Source organism: Phreatobacter aquaticus (assembly GCF_005160265.1).
GTDB lineage: Bacteria > Pseudomonadota > Alphaproteobacteria > Rhizobiales > Phreatobacteraceae > Phreatobacter > Phreatobacter aquaticus.
Window position 1 is genome coordinate 183,535 of record NZ_CP039865.1, and the last position, 17,192, is coordinate 200,726.

General features: G+C 65.6%; 20 protein-coding genes and 1 tRNA gene. 15 read left to right on the plus strand and 6 right to left on the minus strand.

Annotated features, from left to right (window positions below):
* Window positions 1–2: 2 nt before the first annotated feature.
* The 3 genes from E8L99_RS00740 (at window position 3) to E8L99_RS00750 (ending at window position 3,870) form a co-directional block, all read left to right on the plus strand.
* Window positions 3–1,421, plus strand: coding sequence for a glutamate synthase subunit beta (locus tag E8L99_RS00740; protein ID WP_137097759.1), 1,419 nt, complete (start codon window positions 3–5; stop codon window positions 1,419–1,421).
* A gap of 55 nt (window positions 1,422–1,476) precedes the next feature.
* Window positions 1,477–2,556: a threonine aldolase family protein gene (locus E8L99_RS00745; protein WP_137097760.1), complete on the plus strand. Its 1,080-nt coding sequence runs from the start codon at window positions 1,477–1,479 to the stop codon at window positions 2,554–2,556.
* A 111-nt stretch (window positions 2,557–2,667) separates the two neighbouring features.
* Complete coding sequence (locus tag E8L99_RS00750) at window positions 2,668–3,870, plus strand: hypothetical protein (RefSeq protein WP_137097761.1); 1,203 nt, start codon at window positions 2,668–2,670, stop codon at window positions 3,868–3,870.
* Between the two features lie 112 nt (window positions 3,871–3,982).
* On the opposite strand, the gene E8L99_RS00755 is transcribed toward E8L99_RS00750, so the two are convergent.
* Window positions 3,983–4,462, minus strand: a complete 480-nt coding sequence (locus tag E8L99_RS00755) for an Hsp20 family protein (RefSeq protein ID WP_137097762.1) — start codon at window positions 4,460–4,462, stop codon at window positions 3,983–3,985.
* Window positions 4,463–4,719: 257 nt separating this feature from the next.
* Between E8L99_RS00755 and E8L99_RS00760 the strand changes: the two genes are divergently transcribed.
* The 3 genes from E8L99_RS00760 to E8L99_RS00770 all read left to right on the plus strand — a co-directional run bounded on the left by E8L99_RS00760 (window position 4,720) and on the right by E8L99_RS00770 (window position 6,609).
* Window positions 4,720–5,091: a PepSY domain-containing protein gene (locus E8L99_RS00760; RefSeq protein ID WP_137097763.1), complete on the plus strand. Its 372-nt coding sequence runs from the start codon at window positions 4,720–4,722 to the stop codon at window positions 5,089–5,091.
* Between the two features lie 77 nt (window positions 5,092–5,168).
* Window positions 5,169–5,579 (plus strand): hypothetical protein, encoded by a 411-nt coding sequence (locus tag E8L99_RS00765; RefSeq protein ID WP_137097764.1) that lies wholly within the window; start codon window positions 5,169–5,171, stop codon window positions 5,577–5,579.
* 79 nt (window positions 5,580–5,658) lie between these two features.
* Entirely contained in the window at window positions 5,659–6,609 is a 951-nt protein-coding gene (locus tag E8L99_RS00770; RefSeq protein ID WP_137097765.1) for an alpha/beta fold hydrolase, read from the plus strand.
* On the opposite strand, the gene hisN is transcribed toward E8L99_RS00770, so the two are convergent.
* Window positions 6,606–7,388, minus strand: coding sequence for a histidinol-phosphatase (gene hisN / locus E8L99_RS00775; RefSeq protein WP_137097766.1), 783 nt, complete (start codon window positions 7,386–7,388; stop codon window positions 6,606–6,608). The genes E8L99_RS00770 and hisN overlap by 4 nt on opposite strands.
* Window positions 7,389–7,574: 186 nt before the next feature.
* Between hisN and E8L99_RS00780 the strand changes: the two genes are divergently transcribed.
* Entirely contained in the window at window positions 7,575–8,810 is a 1,236-nt protein-coding gene (locus E8L99_RS00780; RefSeq protein WP_137097767.1) for an MFS transporter, read from the plus strand.
* Window positions 8,811–9,188: 378 nt separating this feature from the next.
* On the opposite strand, the gene E8L99_RS00785 is transcribed toward E8L99_RS00780, so the two are convergent.
* Window positions 9,189–10,079 carry an N-formylglutamate amidohydrolase gene (locus E8L99_RS00785; protein WP_137101881.1) on the minus strand — a complete coding sequence of 297 codons (891 nt, stop codon included), beginning with the start codon at window positions 10,077–10,079 and terminating at the stop codon, window positions 9,189–9,191.
* Window positions 10,080–10,320: 241 nt separating this feature from the next.
* On the opposite strand from E8L99_RS00785, the gene cpdR reads away from it, so the two are divergent.
* Complete coding sequence (cpdR, locus tag E8L99_RS00790) at window positions 10,321–10,689, plus strand: cell cycle two-component system response regulator CpdR (RefSeq protein WP_305790894.1); 369 nt, start codon at window positions 10,321–10,323, stop codon at window positions 10,687–10,689.
* A 79-nt stretch (window positions 10,690–10,768) separates the two neighbouring features.
* Window positions 10,769–10,843 (plus strand) — tRNA-Val (locus E8L99_RS00795).
* Between the two features lie 64 nt (window positions 10,844–10,907).
* Here E8L99_RS00795 and E8L99_RS00800 read toward each other — a convergent pair.
* On the minus strand, window positions 10,908–11,828 hold the full coding sequence (locus tag E8L99_RS00800) for a LysR family transcriptional regulator (RefSeq protein WP_137097768.1): 921 nt from the start codon (window positions 11,826–11,828) through the stop codon (window positions 10,908–10,910).
* A gap of 177 nt (window positions 11,829–12,005) precedes the next feature.
* Between E8L99_RS00800 and E8L99_RS00805 the strand changes: the two genes are divergently transcribed.
* From E8L99_RS00805 to E8L99_RS00815, 3 genes are all read left to right on the plus strand, one after another.
* Window positions 12,006–12,377, plus strand: a complete 372-nt coding sequence (locus E8L99_RS00805) for a cupin domain-containing protein (protein WP_137097769.1) — start codon at window positions 12,006–12,008, stop codon at window positions 12,375–12,377.
* 51 nt (window positions 12,378–12,428) lie between these two features.
* A complete protein-coding gene (locus tag E8L99_RS00810; RefSeq protein ID WP_137097770.1) occupies window positions 12,429–13,394 on the plus strand; it encodes a Bug family tripartite tricarboxylate transporter substrate binding protein in 966 nt (321 codons plus the stop codon).
* Between the two features lie 104 nt (window positions 13,395–13,498).
* Complete coding sequence (locus E8L99_RS00815) at window positions 13,499–14,152, plus strand: RraA family protein (RefSeq protein WP_137097771.1); 654 nt, start codon at window positions 13,499–13,501, stop codon at window positions 14,150–14,152.
* A 255-nt stretch (window positions 14,153–14,407) separates the two neighbouring features.
* Here the strand turns inward: E8L99_RS00815 and E8L99_RS23670 are convergent, their stop codons facing one another.
* Entirely contained in the window at window positions 14,408–14,548 is a 141-nt protein-coding gene (locus E8L99_RS23670) for a hypothetical protein (protein WP_168201516.1), read from the minus strand.
* Between the two features lie 210 nt (window positions 14,549–14,758).
* On the opposite strand from E8L99_RS23670, the gene E8L99_RS00820 reads away from it, so the two are divergent.
* Together E8L99_RS00820 and E8L99_RS24025 are read left to right on the plus strand one after the other, a co-directional pair.
* The gene (locus tag E8L99_RS00820; RefSeq protein ID WP_137097772.1) at window positions 14,759–14,998 is read left to right on the plus strand and encodes a hypothetical protein; all 240 of its coding nucleotides are present in this window, start codon (window positions 14,759–14,761) and stop codon (window positions 14,996–14,998) included.
* Window positions 14,995–15,216, plus strand: a complete 222-nt coding sequence (locus E8L99_RS24025; RefSeq protein WP_391527462.1) for a DUF1127 domain-containing protein — start codon at window positions 14,995–14,997, stop codon at window positions 15,214–15,216. The genes E8L99_RS00820 and E8L99_RS24025 overlap by 4 nt, the downstream gene beginning before the upstream one ends.
* Before the next feature lie 182 nt (window positions 15,217–15,398).
* On the opposite strand, the gene E8L99_RS00830 is transcribed toward E8L99_RS24025, so the two are convergent.
* Complete coding sequence (locus tag E8L99_RS00830; RefSeq protein WP_137097773.1) at window positions 15,399–16,055, minus strand: GntR family transcriptional regulator; 657 nt, start codon at window positions 16,053–16,055, stop codon at window positions 15,399–15,401.
* A gap of 510 nt (window positions 16,056–16,565) precedes the next feature.
* Here E8L99_RS00830 and E8L99_RS00835 point away from each other — a divergent pair.
* Window positions 16,566–17,192, plus strand: coding sequence for a TRAP transporter small permease (locus E8L99_RS00835; protein WP_137097774.1), 627 nt, complete (start codon window positions 16,566–16,568; stop codon window positions 17,190–17,192).

The following is a 17,192-nucleotide window of genomic DNA, read 5'->3' on the forward strand; positions in this document are numbered from 1 at the left end:
CAATGGGGAAGGTAACAGGCTTTCTGGAGATCGACCGTCAGGACCGGCGCTATGCGCCGGCCGGCGACCGCATCCGGCACTACCGCGAATTCGTGCTGCCCCTGAGCGAGGAAAGCACCCGCAACCAGGCGGCGCGCTGCATGAATTGCGGCATTCCGTTCTGCCATAATGGCTGCCCGGTCAACAATCAGATCCCCGACTGGAACGACCTCGTCTATAACGGCGGCTGGCAGGAAGCGTCGATCAACCTGCATTCGACCAACAATTTCCCCGAGTTCACCGGCCGCGTCTGCCCCGCACCTTGCGAGGCCGCCTGCACGCTGAACATCGAGGACACGCCGGTCACCATCAAGACGATCGAATGCGCGATCGTGGATCGGGCCTGGACAGCCGGATGGATCAAGCCGGAGCCGGCCAAGACCAAGACCGGCAAGAAGGTCGCCGTCGTCGGCTCGGGTCCCGCAGGCCTCGCCGCTGCCCAGCAGCTCGCCCGTGCCGGCCACGAGGTCCATGTCTACGAGAAGTTCGCCAAGGCCGGCGGCCTGCTGCGCTATGGCATTCCCGACTTCAAGATGGAGAAGCGCCTGATCGACCGGCGCGTTTCCCAGATGGAAGGCGAAGGCGTGGTGTTCCACTACAATCAGCACATCGGCGTCTCGACGCCGGTGGACCAGATTGTCGCCGACCATGACGCCGTGCTGCTGACTGGCGGTTCGGAAAAGCCGCGCGATCTGCCGGTGCCCGGCCGCGACCTTGACGGCATCCATTTCGCGATGGATTTCCTGCCGCAGCAGAACCGGCGCGTCTCCAACGAGCCGATTGGCACCAACGAGCCGATCCTGGCAAGCGGCAAGCATGTCGTCGTCATCGGCGGCGGCGATACAGGCTCGGACTGCATCGGCACCTCGGTGCGTCAGGGTGCGGTCTCGGTGATCCAGCTCGAGATCATGCCGAAGCCTCCGACGAAGGAGAACAAGGACCTGACCTGGCCGCTCTGGCCGCTGAAACTCAGGACCTCCTCCAGCCACGAGGAAGGCGCCGAGCGCGACTTCGCCGTTCTGACGACTGGCTTCATCGGCGATTCCGGCAAGGTCAAGAAGCTGCGTTGCACCCGCGTCGACGACAAGATGCAGCCGATCGCCGGCTCGGAATTCGACATCCGCGCTGACCTCGTCCTGCTCGCCATGGGCTTCGTCAACCCGGTCCACGAGGGCATGATCGAAGGCCTCGGCCTGTCGCTCGATGCCCGCAAGAACGTCGCCGCCAACCAGCAGGACTATCGGACGTCGATGTCCAAGGTCTATGCCGCCGGCGACATGCGGCGCGGCCAGTCGCTCGTTGTCTGGGCGATCCGCGAGGGCCGTCAGGCTGCTCACGCCATCGACAAGGACCTGATGGGCACGACTACCCTGCCGCGCTGACGGATGACATCGCCTCCTCTCTCGGGCTAATCCATTGGCCCGAGGAGATCAGGCGATGTTTTTTGCAAGCGACAACGGGCTCGGTGCGTCCGACAAGGTCATGAAGGCAATCGTCGACGCCAATGCCGGGCCGACGCTCGGCTATGGCAATGACGAGGCGACCAAGCGCGTCGAACGCCAGATCTCCGACCTGTTTGAGCGCGAGGTCGGCGTCTACATGGTCGCCACCGGCACGGCCGCGAACGGCCTCGCACTCTCCACCCTGACCCCGCCCTGGGGCATCGTGCTGTGCCACGAGGAAAGCCACGTCATCGAGGACGAGTGCTGCGGACCGGAATTCTTCACCGGCGGCGCCAAGCTCGTCGGGATCGCCGGCGCCGGCGCCAAGATCACGCCCGACGGTCTCAATGGCGCGCTGGCGAAACTTGGGCGGCGCGTGCCGCACCACGCCCCCGTTCATGCCCTCTCGCTCACCCAATCGACCGAGCTTGGGCAGCTCTATTCTATCGACGAGGTCAAGGCGCTGACCGCCATCGCAAAAGCGAACAACCTCAACGTCCACATGGACGGGGCCCGTTTCGCCAATGCGGTCGCAGCACTTGGCTGCAAGCCTGCCGACATCACCTGGAAGGCTGGCGTCGACGTGCTCTGCTTCGGATCTACCAAGGGCGGCGCGCTCGCCTGCGAGGCGATCATCTATTTCGATCCCGCCAAGGGCACCGAGATGGTGCGCCGGCGCATGCGTGGCGGCCATCTCCTGTCCAAGCACCGCTTCCTGGCGGCCCAGATGGAGGCCTTCCTCGGCGACGGCCACTGGCTGGATCTCGCAGGCCATGCCAATGCCATGGCAACCCGGCTGGCCAAGGGGCTTGCGGCGGTGCCTGGCGTCCGTTTCCCCTATTCCGTCCAGTCGAACGGCCTCTTCCCGATCCTGCCGAAGCCGATTGAAGCGGCCCTCAAGGCCGAAGGCGCTGTGTTCTATCCCTGGCTCGACAAGAGCCTGCCGGCAGCCTTCACTATCGGGCCGAACGACGTCATGGTCCGCCTCGTCACCAGCTTCGCGACAACGGCCGACGATGTCGACCGGTTCGTCGATATCGCGACACGTGCCGCCGGTCTGATCGCAGCAGAGTGATACGAACGGGCGCATAGCGGACGCCTCCCTGCCTCGAATTCGCCGTTCTCCTTGCCGAAAGCTTGACGCTTGAAGTGGGTCGGGGACCGCTGGGGAACAAGGACGCTCATCGTGCGCCAAAGCCTATTCATAACCGCCGCCGCAACCGCGCTCGCCTCCGGGCTTTCGGTCGCGCACGCCATGCCACTGGCACCCATTGAGGGGGCCGCGCCCGCGCCGGCCCTTGAGCGGGTGCAATATTGGGGTGGCTGGGGCCCGCGGTACTATTACCGCGCGGAGCCGCGCTTCTATGAGCCTCCGGTCTATGCGCCTCAGCCGCGCTATGCCGACCCGGAGGAGCGTATCGCCGCTCACGAGGCGGCCACCATCATGCGCTCGATGGGCTATCGCCCCACCTCCGCCGCAAGCTTCGGCAATGGCGCCTGGGCGCTTGAGGGGCTCGACCGCGAGGGCCTCAGGGTCCGTGTCATCATCGACGCCTATTCGGGCCGCCCCATTCGGGTTCGCTATGTCGAGCGCCCCAATGGCGGCCAGAGGTTCGGCACGCCGCCGGTCTGGCCCGACGAGCGCCCGTCCTTCTATCCGCGCGACGGACGCCGGCCGGTACCGCAGCGCGAGACGGAACTCGATCCCGACTGGGACCAGCCCCGGCCGACCGAACGGCCAGTTCGACCGGCCAGGCCCGAGCGCGACCGCACGGCCCGCGCCATGCCTGTTCCAACCCCGAGGCCCTATATCGAGGCGCCGGCCGAGCCGCAGCCACGGGTCGTCCCGCCGAACGACATGCCGCCGGCCGCGGCGGCGCCCATCCCGCAGCCTCCCGCAGCGAGCCTTGCTCCCGATGCTCCGGCAGTGCCGGCAATCCGCGCCATCCCCTCGCCTCGTGTGGTGACGCCCCAGCCGGCCACCCCGCCGTTGTCGGTGGTACCCGAGCCGCCGGTCGCGGCCTTGCCCACGCGCCCGGATCCGGAACCGCCAACCCCGGTCGTACCACCAGTCGTGATAGAGCCCGACACCACGCCGCAGGCGGCCCCGATTGAGCCGCAACCAGCGCCGTCAGCGGCACTGCCGGTCGCGCCCGCTCCTGTTGAGGTCCAGCCCGCGGTTCCGCAGGTCCCTGCCGTCGTGCCGGAGCCGCCCGTCGTGGTCGCGCCGCTGTCCGTCCCCGAGGCCGCCGTTCCGCAGCCGGAACCCCAAGCGGCAGCAAAACCGGACGAAGGCGTGATGGTCGATGGCCGATTCCTCGGCCCCAACGGGGAGACCTTGCCGGGGGCGCCGGCTGACCGTCCGGCGGTTCGGCGCGTCACCCCGTAAGGCCCCCGCCGGCTGTCGAAGCCGCCCCTTGAAAGACGAAACGCCCCGGTGGGCACACCGGGGCGTTCGCATGTCAGGAGAGCCGGTTGGAGCCCGGCGATTCAGGTGGAGGTCAGGCGGCCTTCTTCGCCGCCCTGCCCTCGATCGCCCGCGGTGCATCGCCGCTCGCGTTGATGGCAATCTGCCGGGGCTTCATGGCTTCCGGAATTTCCCGGACGAGATCGACATGCAGCAGGCCGTGCTGAAGGGCGGCGCCCTTCACGAAGACATAGTCGGCCAGCTGGAACCGACGCTCGAAGGCCCGGGCAGCAATGCCCTGGTGGAGATATTCGGCTGTCCCGGCTTCGCGGGTCGCGACCTTTTCGCCACGGATGGTGAGCGTCTGCTCCTTCACCTCGATGGACAGGTCGTCCTCGGTGAAACCGGCCACCGCAACCGAGATCCGGTACGACGTGTCGCCGGTCTTCTCGATATTGTAGGGCGGATAGCTGGCAACCGGGCCGTCAGGGCCGGCGCCCTGGTCGAGCAGCGAAAACAGGCGGTCGAAACCGACGGTGGAGCGATAAAGCGGAGCAAGATCGAACGTACGCATGGATGTCCTCCTTCAAGCGACATCAGGGCCATGGCCCGCCGAAATGGCCGGGCCGGTTCTGGTCGTGCAGCCCTCTGGGCCTGCACTGATCAAGAGTTAGGAAGCGCTTCGGCGGTCCGCAAGTCCCCTCTGACCGGCTTGACGATGATGAAAACTGGCTGAACGGCCACTTCCGTATCGGTTCAGCCGGACGGGCTCATTGTCCTGGTCATGCTCGCCATTGTCCGCGGCATCGGCTCTCGCCGAAAGGTCTGTCCATGCGTTCCTTCGATCGCCGCGATGCGGCTCCTTCGCGTCTGTTCCTCGCGGCGATTGCCGGGACGTCGACACTCGCCATCGCCTTCCTGCTGGTTGTGGGGGCAGGATCGTTCGCGCGTGCCGACGAGCCGCGAGAAAGCCAGGTCGAGCTTCCGTCCAGGACGTCGGAACTCGCCGCGCGCCTTGCTGCAAAAGGCTTTGCCGTCACCGAACCGATCATTCGCCGCGGCCAGACCTATCTCACCCACGGAACCGACAAGCACGGCCAGCGTGTGCGTCTGGTTCTGGACGCCCGCAGCAGCGAGATCATTGGATTGCGCGTGGTGGAACCGCAAAGGACGGCCCGCGAGCGAACCGCCGCGCGCCCTTGAGGCTCTGACATTCAACCGTCTTTGCGCCATCATCCACCTGTGGAATGCTGTTCCCACGGGGCAAACGGAGATCAAGAATGATCAAGGCACTCATTCTCGCGACCACGACGGTGCCGCTGTCGGCTGCGGCCATGGCCATGCCCGTCCAACCTCTGCCGGCGATGCCGCCCCAGGTTCTCGCCGTCCAGTTCGTGCCGCCAGACTATCCCTACGACCCTTGCCAGCCAGGCGCTCCGCCGATCCGCATGACACAGCGTGACGAATGGGGCAGGCCCTACCCTGTCCTGGTACCCGCCTATCGGTTCTGCCGCGGCGGCCCGGTCTATGCGCCGCCCCCGCCGCCGGTCTACGCCCCGCCTCCACCGCAGGTCTATGCGCCGCCGCCCCGTGGCTATGACGAATATGGCCGGCCGATCTACCGTCGCCCGCCGCCGCCAGGTTGGGAGCGCGACCCCTATACCGGCCGGGATACCCGCATCCTGCGATGACCATGATGGCAGGGTCGTGCTAGGCGGTCTTTGGGCGCACCTCTGCGCTCATTGACCGATTCGCGGGACGCTGCCGCCAATGGATCTTGTCGAACTGCCAGGCAGGCCAGTCCCAGAGGGCGTGCGCGCCGGGACGATCACCACCCCCGACGGGGTGCCGCTGCGCTATGCACGCTGGGATGCCATCGGCGCGCCCCGAAAGGGCACAGTCGTGGTGTGCCAGGGCCGGTCGGAGTTCATCGAGAAATATTTCGAGGTCATCGACGAGCTGCGCGCACGGGGGTTCGGCGTTCTCGCCTTCGACTGGCGCGGCCAGGGCGGATCGGGACGCCTGCTCTCGGAAATCCGCAAAGGTCACGTCCGCCGCTTTTCCGACTACCAGATCGACCTGGAGACCATCATGTCCGTGGTGGCTCTGCCGGATTGCCGACCGCCCTTCTACGCCCTGGGGCATTCGATGGGTGGTTCGATCCTGATCGAAACGGCCCATGAGGGCCGAACCTGGTTTGACCGCATGGTGCTCACCGCACCGATGATCTCGCTGGCCCAGATCGCGTCCCCCGGCCTCTTGCGCGCCGTGATGACCGCGCTCTCGCTTGTCGGGCTCGGCGGATCGCTGATCCCCGGCGGATCGCTGAAGCCGACATCCAAGAAGCCATTCGAGGGCAACCCGGTGACCTCCGACGAGCAGCGCTACCGGCAGGCTGCCTCCTATTCGGATATCGACCCGCGGCTGGGCCTGGGTGCCCCGACGATCAGTTGGCTGCGCGAAGCGCTGAAGGTCACGGGCCGCTTCGCCGCCCCCTTCTATGCCGAGGACATCCGCCAGCCCATGCTGATCATCGCCTCGGCGAAGGACGGGCTCGTCTCGACCCCCAAGGTCGAGGCATTCGGCCGGCGCCTGAAGGGCGGCCATACCGTGGTCATTCCGGACGCGCGGCACGAGGTAATGATGGAGCGCGATGCGCTGCGCGCCGAGTTCTGGGGCGCCTTCGATGCCTTCGTTCCAGGCGAGCAGCCGTTTCTCTAGCCGTTGAGAACCGCCATGGCCTGTTCATGAACGCGCTTGTCGCCGGCTGCGAGGATGCGCCCGCCGGACGCGGCTGAACCGCCATCCCAACTCGTCACGATGCCGCCTGCTCCTTCGACGATCGGGATCAGCGCCATTATGTCATAGGGCTTGAGACCCGCCTCCACCACGAGATCCACCTGGCCCGCCGCGACCATGCAATAGGCATAGCAATCCGCGCCGTAGCGATAGGTGCGGCACTGGGATTCGAGCGCGTCGAAGCGCGGCTTCTCGCTGGTTCCGAACAATTTCGGGGATGTCGTCATGATGGTGGCCGCGGCGAGCGTTTCACACGGCCTGACGCGCAGCAGGCGATCGCCGGCCGGCCCGGAATAATGGGCCTTTGCCCCGTCGCCCCAGAATTTTTCACGGGTGAAGGGCTGGTGCATCATGCCGAAGGCCGGCGCTCCCCCCTTGGCCAGCCCGATCAGTGTGCCCCAGACCGGGATGCCGGCGATGAAGGCGCGGGTCCCATCGATCGGATCAAGCACCCAGACATGCTCGGCTTCTTCGTTTTCCGCACCATACTCTTCGCCGACGATCCCATGGGCAGGAAAGGTCCGCTTGATCATCTGGCGCATGACCGCCTCGCCGGCGCGGTCACCCTCGGTGACGGGGTCGAACGAGCCGGGCGCGGCCTTGTTGTCGACGCCGATCGCCGAGCGAAAGAACGGCAGGATGGCCTCGCCTGACAGACGGGCGAGATCGTGGACGAAGGCTTCGATATCGACAGCGCTCACGGGATGTCCTGTCAGGAAGGCACCAAGGTCGGCAAGGCGCGAGCTATAGCAGCGTCCGCGGGCGCCGCAACCATCCCTGCGCTACAGGGCGGACTGGGTGGCGGACGCCAGTCTTGTCGCAAGTGGAGCGAACAGGCAGGGTCCCGGCCGAGGAAACGATAACCAGAAAGTCAGGGCCGAGTGTCGGTGAAACCAGCCGCAATGGCGGCACTGGTGGGAGTGCTTGCCGCTGCCACCGCCATCAGCCAGTTCTTTCGAAATTCCGTCGGTGTCATTGCGACAACGCTGGCAGCCGAACTGCACCTGACCGCCGATCAGCTGGGCACGCTGACCTCCAGCTTCTTCCTGGTCTTCGCCATCTGCCAGATTCCCGTCGGCATTGTGATTGACCGCTACGGACCGCGGGCAGCGATGCTTGGTTCGGCCCTGTTCGTGGTGGCAGGATCCGCGACATTCGCGATGGCCAGCAGCAATGGCGGGCTGATTCTCGGGCGCCTTCTGCTTGGAATTGGCTGTTCGACACTGCTGATGGCACCGCTGGTCATCTATTCGCGCGTCTTCCCGCCCCAGACCTTCGCAACTCTGGCAGGCATCCAGATTTCGCTGTCGAGCATCGGCACGCTGGTGGCAACGGCTCCCCTCGCCATCGTGACGGCCCAGTTCGGCTGGCGCTCGGCCTTCCTGGCCACGACGGGGCTCGCCATCATCCTGACCATCGCCGTGGCCGTGGTGACCCGCGGCCCGTCCGCGGGGCCACGGAGCGACGGCCCCCGCGAAACCCTGCGCGCCACTCTCGATGGTGTCCGGCGTGCGATCCGGGTGAAGGGCGTCTGGCAGCTCTTTCTCATCCAGTTCGCAACCTATTCCACCTTCGGCCTGTTCATCGGCCTGTGGGGCGGCCCCTATCTCGCCCACATCCATGGCGCTGACCTCACGATGCAGGGTAACCTGCTGTTCGTCATGGCGGTCTGCCAGATCATCGGAACGCTGTTCTGGGGCCTGGCGGATCGACTGGTTGCGGCCTATCGCCCCGTGACCCTGACCGCGGGGTTCCTGAGCGTTGCCGCCATGGGCGTTCTGATCCTTGCCGGGCACCGCCTTGATCTGTTCGGCATTGGCCTGGTCGTTGCTGTCCTCGGCTTCGTCTGCGCCTTCACACCCGTGATCCTCGCACACGGCAAATCGCTGTTTCCGCCTGATATCACGGGGCGCGGTATGGCCCTGCTCAACATGGGCACGATGAGCGGCAGCTTCATCACGCAATGGGTGACGGGGCTGGCCGTCAAAGCCGTCGCCGGAGATGCGCTGGTCTACCCGCTCCAGGCCTTCCAACTGGCCTTCACGCTCCAGACCATGCTTCTGATCGCAGCCCTCTGTGCCTATGCCAGCGCACCCGATCCCCGGCGCGGTTTGGGCAGCTGAGGGCGACCTCGAAAAAAATGGGTCAGCCTTCTTGCCTTTTCCGGAGGAGCTAGGCATATTGTTGCAGCGCGGTATCGCCTTCGCGGTGCCCCGCAGCCCTCCTTGGGCGTTTCCTCCCTAGACTTGGGCCGCTCACGAAAGTGAGCGGCCTCTTTCTTTTCAGAACCTAAAATTCCCTATATATTTCAATTGTTTGGTCGCCGTATTCCGTGGCGCGTCAACCACCATCTTGCATACGTTCGTCATGCCGTCGGCGTCCGCCGAGCGTTGTGCGGTGCACCCTGTTCAATCGATCAGGACCGCGAAACATCTGACAAGTGGGAACTGGGAATCATCGTCGATTCGAAGAGCTATGCGCTCAGCGAATGGCTGACTGAGCTACTCTGCAGCAACCCGCCAGTCGCCTGGACGGTCGAGCGGGAGCCGCATCAAGGTCTCGGCGAGGACCATCAGATCGGCGCTGAGCGCGGCAAAGCCCGGTTGCCGGGCATAGGTCCGCTCGTCCATGTAGATCGCCCGGTTGATCTCGATCTGGATGGCGTGGATGCCGGTCTGGGGCTGCCCGTAATGCTCCGTGATGAAGCCACCGGCATAGGGCTTGTTGCGCAGGACATGATAGCCGCGGCCGCGCAGCACGGTCTCCACCACATCGCTCACGACGGGCGAGCAGCTGGTGCCATAGCGGTCGCCGATCACGATATCGGCCCGCGGCCGGTCTTCGCGCAGCGGTGCCGATGACGGCATGGAATGGCAATCAACCAGCAAAACCTCGCCGAATGCACGGTGGGCGCCGGCGATCAGTTTCCTCAAGGCACGATGATAGGGCTTGTAGAGTCCGTCGATGCGGCTCAGCGCTTCGTCGATCGGCATCCGGCGCGCATAGATTTCCTGAGCTTCTCCGACCACCCGCGGCACCGTCCCCAGCCCGCCGGCAACGCGCATCGAACGCGTATTGGCGAAGGTCGGCAGCCGCCCGTCGAACATCCGGGGATCGAGTTCATAGGGCTCGCGATTGACGTCGACCATCGAGCGCGGGAAATGCGCGCGCAGCAACGGCATGCCACGTGCGACCACGCCCTCGAACAGCGCATCGACGTCGGTATCTTCCGAGCGGCGCAGCGTCTGAAGATCGAGCCTGACCTGGGCGAGGAACCGCTCGGGGTAGACGCAGCCCGAATGAGGCGAGTTGAACACGACAGGCGCGATGAGCTGCGCGGGCTCCAGCGCCTCGAAGGCGGGATCGAAATCGCCAATCCCGGCATCATTCATCGCGGTCACACCCCTGCCTGGCCCGCCCGGTTCATCCAGGGCGGCCCCCCAATGTAGCGCTCAGCGCCCAGCTGTGAAGGGGCCGCAGCGCATCTTGGCCACGCCGCGCAAGGTTTTCGCATGGCTCAGCCGAACGTTCCAATTTTCACCGCATATTTACCCAACTCGGTCTTCATGAGGCACGAGTCGCGGCGCGCGTATAAACGAGCGCCGTCGACCATGGGATGAAGGACCGGACGCGCTGATGGGCAAGATCCTGCTCGCTGAAGACGACAACGACATGCGCCGGTTCCTGGTGAAGGCGCTTCATAACGCGGGCTACGACGTTGCGTCGTTCGACAATGGCCTGTCGGCATATCATCGGCTGCGCGAGGAGCCGTTCGAACTGCTGCTGACCGACATCGTCATGCCGGAAATGGACGGCATCGAACTGGCGCGCCGCGCAACCGAACTCGATCCCGACATCAAGGTCATGTTCATCACGGGCTTTGCAGCCGTGGCCCTGCAGCCGGATTCGCAGGCCCCGAAGGATGCCAAGATCCTGTCCAAGCCGTTCCACCTCCGCGACCTCGTCAACGAGGTCGAGAAGATGCTGCAGCAGGCGGCATAATTCCGCCTCCAACCGGTCTTGCACCGGCGAGCGTTCCCCACTATACGGAGCGCCTCGCATTCGCGGCCCCGGCCGCATCGGGCGCGTAGCTCAGCGGGAGAGCACCTCGTTGACATCGAGGGGGTCACTGGTTCAATCCCAGTCGTGCCCACCATTTGAAGACCCCGGCGAACCCACAGGTTCCGCCGGGGTTTTCGTTTGTGCCAGCCAATCTAGCCTTATGGTCCGGCTCCCCGCCCCGGAAGGGTCCGAGCCGAGAAGTCGCAGCACTGACTGGCGATGGTCGCCATGCGGCCACCGAGCGGCGACAGGTCCTGCGTGCGATAGACCGCGAAATAGCGGATGGGCGGGATGGCCGGCTCTGTCCGGATCACCCGCAGGACGCCAGCGCGGATTTCCGGTTCGAAGTAATTGGCCGTCAGAACGGTGACGCCGAGCCCCGCGGCGGCAAGCCCCGCCAGCACATTGAGGCTGTTGCACTGGACGATCTGGTTCGCCTGCATGCCGTTGGCCGCCGCCCAGTCGAGCACAAGGCGTTGAAGGCCCGACCCCTCCGCCTGGGTCAGGACCGGATATTGGGCGAGATCGATCAGAGGAATTAGGTCTTCTGCAGGTCCGAAGCCCGGCGCCGAAACCCATTCGAGCACCACGCTCTGAAGCGGAACCGCGGTCAGATCCGGCGACGCCGGCGGGTCGAGCGCGACCACAAGGTCGAGATCATTGGACACCAGCTTGGCGAACAGCTCGACACTTGGCGCCACTTCCGGCACCGGCACCAGATCCGGATGGGTCGACTTCATCGCCAGGATGAACGCCGGCAACCAGGTCAGCGCAACCAGTTCGGTCACGCCGAAGCGAAACGGACCGGAGAAGCCCGCCCCGCCGCCCGCCGCCTCCCGGAAGCGCAGCTCAAGCGCCAGGAGCTCCGAGCCCAGAGTGAGGCTCGCCCCGCCCGCCCGCGTCAGACGCAAGCTGCGGCTGGTCCGCTCGAACAATGGTCCGCCGATCACGTCCTCCAGTTCGAGGATGCGCTTAGACACCGTGGACTGCGCCAGGTTGAGCCGCTGGGCGGCTTCCACGAACCCGCCAAGCGTCGCCGTCCAGTAGAAGGCCTCGACCTGTTTGAGGGTGACGGGCATGGCACGGTCTCTCCACCAATCCGCAGGGCATCAATGAAGGAAAGCGATTGGCCGCGGGAATTTTATTCGCTTTCTCTCATTGAAGGGCAATCCCATATTTCACGTCGAGGCCATTCCGGGCAGCCGCAATCGGCGCCGGATCAGAAGAGCCCGTGACCCACAGGACAGGAAACCGACATGTCGCAGAAGGACGAGTTCCACAATCTCGACAACCCCGACGATGGCCTCTTCCGCGAGCTCGGCCCAGGCCTGACCACCCGCATCTTCGCAGGCGAGCACGCCATGCTGTCGGTGGTGACCATCGGGCCGAACGCCCAGGGCACTTTGCACCATCACCCTGAGGAACAATGGGGCGTCCTGCTCGACGGCAGTGCCGTGCGTATCCAGGGCGGCGAGGAGATCGCGGTCAAGAAGGGCGACTTCTGGCGCACCCCCGGCAATGTCCCGCACACCATGCGCGCAGGCCCGGACGGCGCCCGCGTGCTCGACATCTTCAGCCCGCCGCGGCCGGAATACCGCAAGCCCGGCTCCGGCTTCGCAAGTTCGTAATTGGCATCAAGACCAAGACGAAACGCCTCAGGAAACACCAAGGGAAACGCCATGACCACACTCACCAGACGCACCGTCCTCGCGACGGCCGCGACACTGCCGCTTGCCCCGGCAATGGCGCAGCAACAACCGGGGATGACCACCCTCGTCGTTCCGTTCCCGCCCGGCGGCTCCACGGATGCCCTGGCCCGTCAGCTGCAGGTTGGTCTGCAGGCCCGCCTCGGCCGCACCATCGTGGTGGAGAACAAGCCGGGCGCCGCGGGTGCCCTGGGAGCCGTCACGGTCGCCAAGAGCCCGGCGGACGGATCATCCCTGCTGGTCACCTTCGATTCCCACGCCGTCATCCCGGCCATCCTCCAGCGCCCGCCGCTTGACGTCGAGAAGGACCTCGCACCGGTCCTGCTGGTCGGCACGGCGCCCTATGTCATCGCCACCAACGCCCAGCGCCCCTACCGGACCTTCGCCGACGTGGTGGCGGCCGCCAAGGAGAAGCCGAACACGATCACCTATGCCTCCGTCGGCGTCGGTACGATCGGCCACCTCGCCATGACGCTGCTCGCCAAGCGCGCCGGCATCGAGATCACCCACGTGCCCTACCGGGGCGGCGGCCCTGCCATCAACGACATCGTCGGCGGCCATGTCGATCTCATCTGCGGATCGGCCGCGCTGATCACGCCGCAGATCGCCGGCAACACGATCCGCCCGATCATGCAGACCGGGCACCAACGCCTGGCGGTGCTGAAGGATACCCAGATCGCCGCCGAAGCCGGCTTCGCCGACTTCGAGGCACTGGCCTGGTGGGGTGTCTTCGCACCGGCCGGCACGCCTCAGCCGGTCGTCGACAGCCTGTCCAAGGCGATCAAGGACACGCTCTCGGAGCCGGCAGCGGTCAAGCACCTGCAGGAAACCCAGCAGATGACGCTGATCTTCGGCGGTCCACAGGACTTCTCGACGTTCTTCGCCCGACAGATCAAGCTCTGGGGTAGTGTCGTCCAGGACAACAACATCCGGGCCTGATGGTGACCGGTGCGGCGCCTGCTGCTCACCCGCGAGCAGGCGTCGCTCCCGGTGCCCTCACGCCCCCGCAACCCCAACCTCCAGACGCACAGAACCGGAACCCCATGTCCCTCATCGGCTCCCGCCTCAACGCCAGCGCGCCCACCGTCCCGGCGGCGACCCTCGACCTGTTCCGCGATGCGGCGGTTGCGATCATCTCCGACAACATGAACCGCCTGCACGGCACCAGGGGCCTCAAGCCCTATCATGGCTCGGCCAGGCTGCTGGGCACGGCGGTCACCATCAAGACCCGCCCCGGCGACAACCTGATGATCCACAAGGCCTATGACCTGCTGCGCCCAGGCGATGTGCTGGTGGTCGATGGCGGCGGCGACCTCATCCAGGCGCTGGTCGGCGAGATCATGATGACGCGCGCCAAGGTGATGGGCGTGGCCGGCTTCGTCATCGACGGGGCGATCCGCGACGTGCCAGCCTTCGCGGCGGCGAGCTTCCCCTGCTACGCCCGCGGCGTCACCCATCGCGGCCCCTACAAGTCGGGCCCCGGCGAGATCAACGTGCCCGTCGCCATCGACGGCATGGTGGTGATGCCGGGCGACATCGTGGTGGGCGACGATGACGGCGTCATTGCCTTCGCTCCGGCCCATGCCGAGGAACTGGCAGCCCTGGTTCGCAAGCAGGAGGCCCGCGAGGCCGAAGCGCTGGCCGCGATCATCGAGGGGCGCTTCGACAACTCCTACATTGGGGTCGGCAAGTCCTGAGGCAACAGCACAGGCGGAGCCGGGCCGGACGTCCGCGGATTCGGCCGGCTCCGTACGGTCACCACGGCCTGCCAGACCACGCCCGCCAAGTGCTTGTTCGAATGGTCGATTCCGGCGGACGGCGAGCCTTTCGCCGTCTCCGCCATCGCGACATGTCGTGGAACAGGAGCGACGTCTCGCTCTGCCGGGCCTGTCGCCAGATCCCGGCCCCGGCGCCGCTTTTCGGCGCCTTCCTGCCCGGTCAGCCCGGCCAGACTAGGCCAAAGCCATCACAAAAATCATGCCGACCGTGATGAGCACCAGACCGGCAACCAGCATGCGCACCAGGGTCTCACCCGGACGCAGGGCCACGGTCTCCGGCTTGCCGTCCCGATTGAGCGCCTCGACAATCATCATCTTGCTCCTCTGATATGGCCAGAGCGCGGCAAAGCCGCCTGGCCGGTGTCACGCCTGCGGACCAGCCGTCTGCGCCAGATCATGTGCGAAGGCCATCAGACAGGGTTTAAGAAACGCTCATATTGCGCTGCAACATTCATCATCTCCGGCTCTGCTGATTTTTCGGGCAAATCGCCTTGCTTTTGTGCATCGCAGCCAAGCACCAACTGCATGCATTTCCTGGCTTTTGAAACTTTCCTTCGCGCAGACACCGCGCTGCAACACGAATATTGCGTCGCACCATGGGAAATCGGCAATTTCCCGAAGCCCATGGCTTCAGTGATCCAAGGCTTCGATTATTTTGATGAGTTGAATCAAACACTTTTCACAATTCAGGCCTATCTCCCCCCTGACGCGGGCACCGAACAGGTCCCGGCCCACGCCACACCACCACTTTGGAGATTCCCATGACCTTTATGAACGCAGGCACAGCCACCTCTGCCCAAATGTCGGGCACCGGCTTCTTTGCTCATCTGATGAGCGCCCTCTCGCAGACCGTCGCCAACTACCGCGCCGCCCGCGCCATCGACCTCGCTGTCGCCGAACTGCACGGCATGAACGACCACATGCTGCGCGACATCGGTGTCAGCCGCTCCGAGATCAGCCACGCCGTCCGTTACGGCCGCTGAATGTCGACGCACAATCCCACCGGAGACGCGATCTAGCGTCACCGGTGGGCTGTCCCGCCCGCCGGATAGCCGGCGGCGCACGCCCTGATGGCGCGATGAACGCTCTCGCGCACAACGATCATGTCCCGGCGGCTCGCGCCGGAAGCCTTCGGCCCTGGAATACCAATCCCCTATAATGCCTTTCAGCCCGCCCGGCTGAGCACCCGCACGAGATCGGTGCGCACCACCTCGATATGCCGGGCAAGGAAGCGCCCGGCCTCCTCGAAGGCACCCTGGCGGCACAGCTCGATCAACTCACCATGTTCGCGCTCGGCGCGCTCCATCGCCTCGGGCCGCGACAGCTGCACGCGCGTGTAGCGGTCGCTCGTCTGCAACAGGCCGGCGACGATCGACAGCGTGCGCGGCAGGCGGGCGCGGGCATAGAGCGCCATGTGGAAATCGGCGTTCAGCACGCCCCAGCGGCTGACATCCCGGGCGGCGATCGCCGCCTCGAACTGGCCCTGAATCGCGTCGAGTTCGGCGAAATCCTCATTCGTGAAATGGGGCGCGGAACCCGCCAGCAGCCGCGGCTCCAGCAGCGCGCGCAGGTCGAACACATCGTGGATCTCGTCAAGCGACAGTTCCGAGACGATCGCGCCCTTGTGCGGCACGATGCGCACCAGGCCCTCGGCCTCCAGCTGGAACAGGGCCTCCCGGACCGGAATGCGGCTGACGCCATAGGTCTCGGCCAGCGCATCCTGGCGCAGCTGCGTGCCCGATGGCTGGCTGCCGTCGAGTATCGACTGGCGCAGCCGCTCGACGATGGCTGCCGACAGGGTCCGATGCTTGAGGGCGCTCATGCGGGCTCCAGAGGGGCGGCAGCGGGCTTGGTGGGGTCTGCGCGATGGAGGAGGTCCGTCGCCCATGCCCACTGGCTCGTCGCAAGAATGCTGACCTGCGCGCAAGGATCGATAGCCACAAAAGCGCGCAGCAAACCCTCTCCCCGCTCACGGGGAGAGGGAAGGGTGAGGGGCCACGCCCCGCTGGAACCACCGGTGATCGGACGAGCGGAACGATGCCCCTCACCCGTCCGAGGCTTGGCGTCGTCCGATCTCTCCCCGCAGGCGGGGAGAGGTGAGCGCGGCACCATCGCGCGTCGAGGACGGAGATGCGTCACGGGGCTGCCCTGCGCCGAACGCCCCGGCGCCCGGCCCACGTGCAGGCCCGCCTCACTCCATACTGCCTTGCAACCCGCCATATCCGCTCAATCCCGTATGGGAAATCCAGTTCCCTACGCTTGACTCCCAGATTGTATAAAATCTACGATCTGTGAAATCCAGAGCAGACTTCACCCCTCAGCGAGATTTCCGATGGTCGACCAGACCATAGCAACCCACACGCCCCTTGCCCGGCCGTACCGGCTGATCCTCGCCGCATCGACGCGGCTGCTGGCGGTCGAGCGTCTGCTGATCATGGGGTTCATGTACCTCCTGACCGCTCTGATCCTGCTCAACGTGGCGACCCGCTATGCCAGGGTGCCGATCTACTGGATCGACGAATCGGCGGTCTATTCGGTGGTCTGGCTCACCTTCATCGGAGCCTCCGCCATGACGCGCCTGAGGCTCGACTTCGCCGTCAGCATGCTGACCGAGCGGCTGTCGGAACGGGGGGCAATGATCGCGAAAGTGCTGTCGACCCTCGCGGTGATCATCTTCGGCCTGGCCCTGATGACCATGTGCTGGCTCTGGATGGACCCGGTCGGCCTCGCCCGCGCCGGCTTCGATGCCCGCGAGTTTGCCGGTCAGACCTTCAATTTCCTCTACACCGAACGCACCCAGACGCTGGGCTGGCCGACCTGGTCGCTCTACCTGATCATGCCGATCTTCGCGGTGTCGATGACCATTCACGGCCTTGCCAACCTCATCGAGGATCTCGAGCTGGCGCCGAAGGCATCGCATCCGAGCTTCGTGCTCTCGGCCGTCGACGGAGTGAACTGA

Excerpts from the sequence above, each read along its gene's own strand:
- E8L99_RS00740 (WP_137097759.1), top strand. The coding sequence starts at position 3 with ATGGGGAAGGTAACAGGCTTTCTGGAGATCGACCGTCAGGACCGGCGC.
- E8L99_RS00745 (WP_137097760.1), top strand. The coding sequence starts at position 1,477 with ATGTTTTTTGCAAGCGACAACGGGCTCGGTGCGTCCGACAAGGTCATG.
- E8L99_RS00755 (WP_137097762.1), bottom strand. The coding sequence starts at position 4,462 with ATGCGTACGTTCGATCTTGCTCCGCTTTATCGCTCCACCGTCGGTTTC.
- E8L99_RS00760 (WP_137097763.1), top strand. The coding sequence starts at position 4,720 with ATGCGTTCCTTCGATCGCCGCGATGCGGCTCCTTCGCGTCTGTTCCTC.
- E8L99_RS00765 (WP_137097764.1), top strand. The coding sequence starts at position 5,169 with ATGATCAAGGCACTCATTCTCGCGACCACGACGGTGCCGCTGTCGGCT.
- E8L99_RS00770 (WP_137097765.1), top strand. The coding sequence starts at position 5,659 with ATGGATCTTGTCGAACTGCCAGGCAGGCCAGTCCCAGAGGGCGTGCGC.
- E8L99_RS00785 (WP_137101881.1), bottom strand. The coding sequence starts at position 10,079 with ATGAATGATGCCGGGATTGGCGATTTCGATCCCGCCTTCGAGGCGCTG.
- E8L99_RS00800 (WP_137097768.1), bottom strand. The coding sequence starts at position 11,828 with ATGCCCGTCACCCTCAAACAGGTCGAGGCCTTCTACTGGACGGCGACG.
- E8L99_RS00805 (WP_137097769.1), top strand. The coding sequence starts at position 12,006 with ATGTCGCAGAAGGACGAGTTCCACAATCTCGACAACCCCGACGATGGC.
- E8L99_RS00810 (WP_137097770.1), top strand. The coding sequence starts at position 12,429 with ATGACCACACTCACCAGACGCACCGTCCTCGCGACGGCCGCGACACTG.
- E8L99_RS00815 (WP_137097771.1), top strand. The coding sequence starts at position 13,499 with ATGTCCCTCATCGGCTCCCGCCTCAACGCCAGCGCGCCCACCGTCCCG.
- E8L99_RS23670 (WP_168201516.1), bottom strand. The coding sequence starts at position 14,548 with ATGATGATTGTCGAGGCGCTCAATCGGGACGGCAAGCCGGAGACCGTG.
- E8L99_RS00820 (WP_137097772.1), top strand. The coding sequence starts at position 14,759 with ATGCATTTCCTGGCTTTTGAAACTTTCCTTCGCGCAGACACCGCGCTG.
- E8L99_RS24025 (WP_391527462.1), top strand. The coding sequence starts at position 14,995 with ATGACCTTTATGAACGCAGGCACAGCCACCTCTGCCCAAATGTCGGGC.
- E8L99_RS00830 (WP_137097773.1), bottom strand. The coding sequence starts at position 16,055 with ATGAGCGCCCTCAAGCATCGGACCCTGTCGGCAGCCATCGTCGAGCGG.
- E8L99_RS00835 (WP_137097774.1), top strand. The coding sequence starts at position 16,566 with ATGGTCGACCAGACCATAGCAACCCACACGCCCCTTGCCCGGCCGTAC.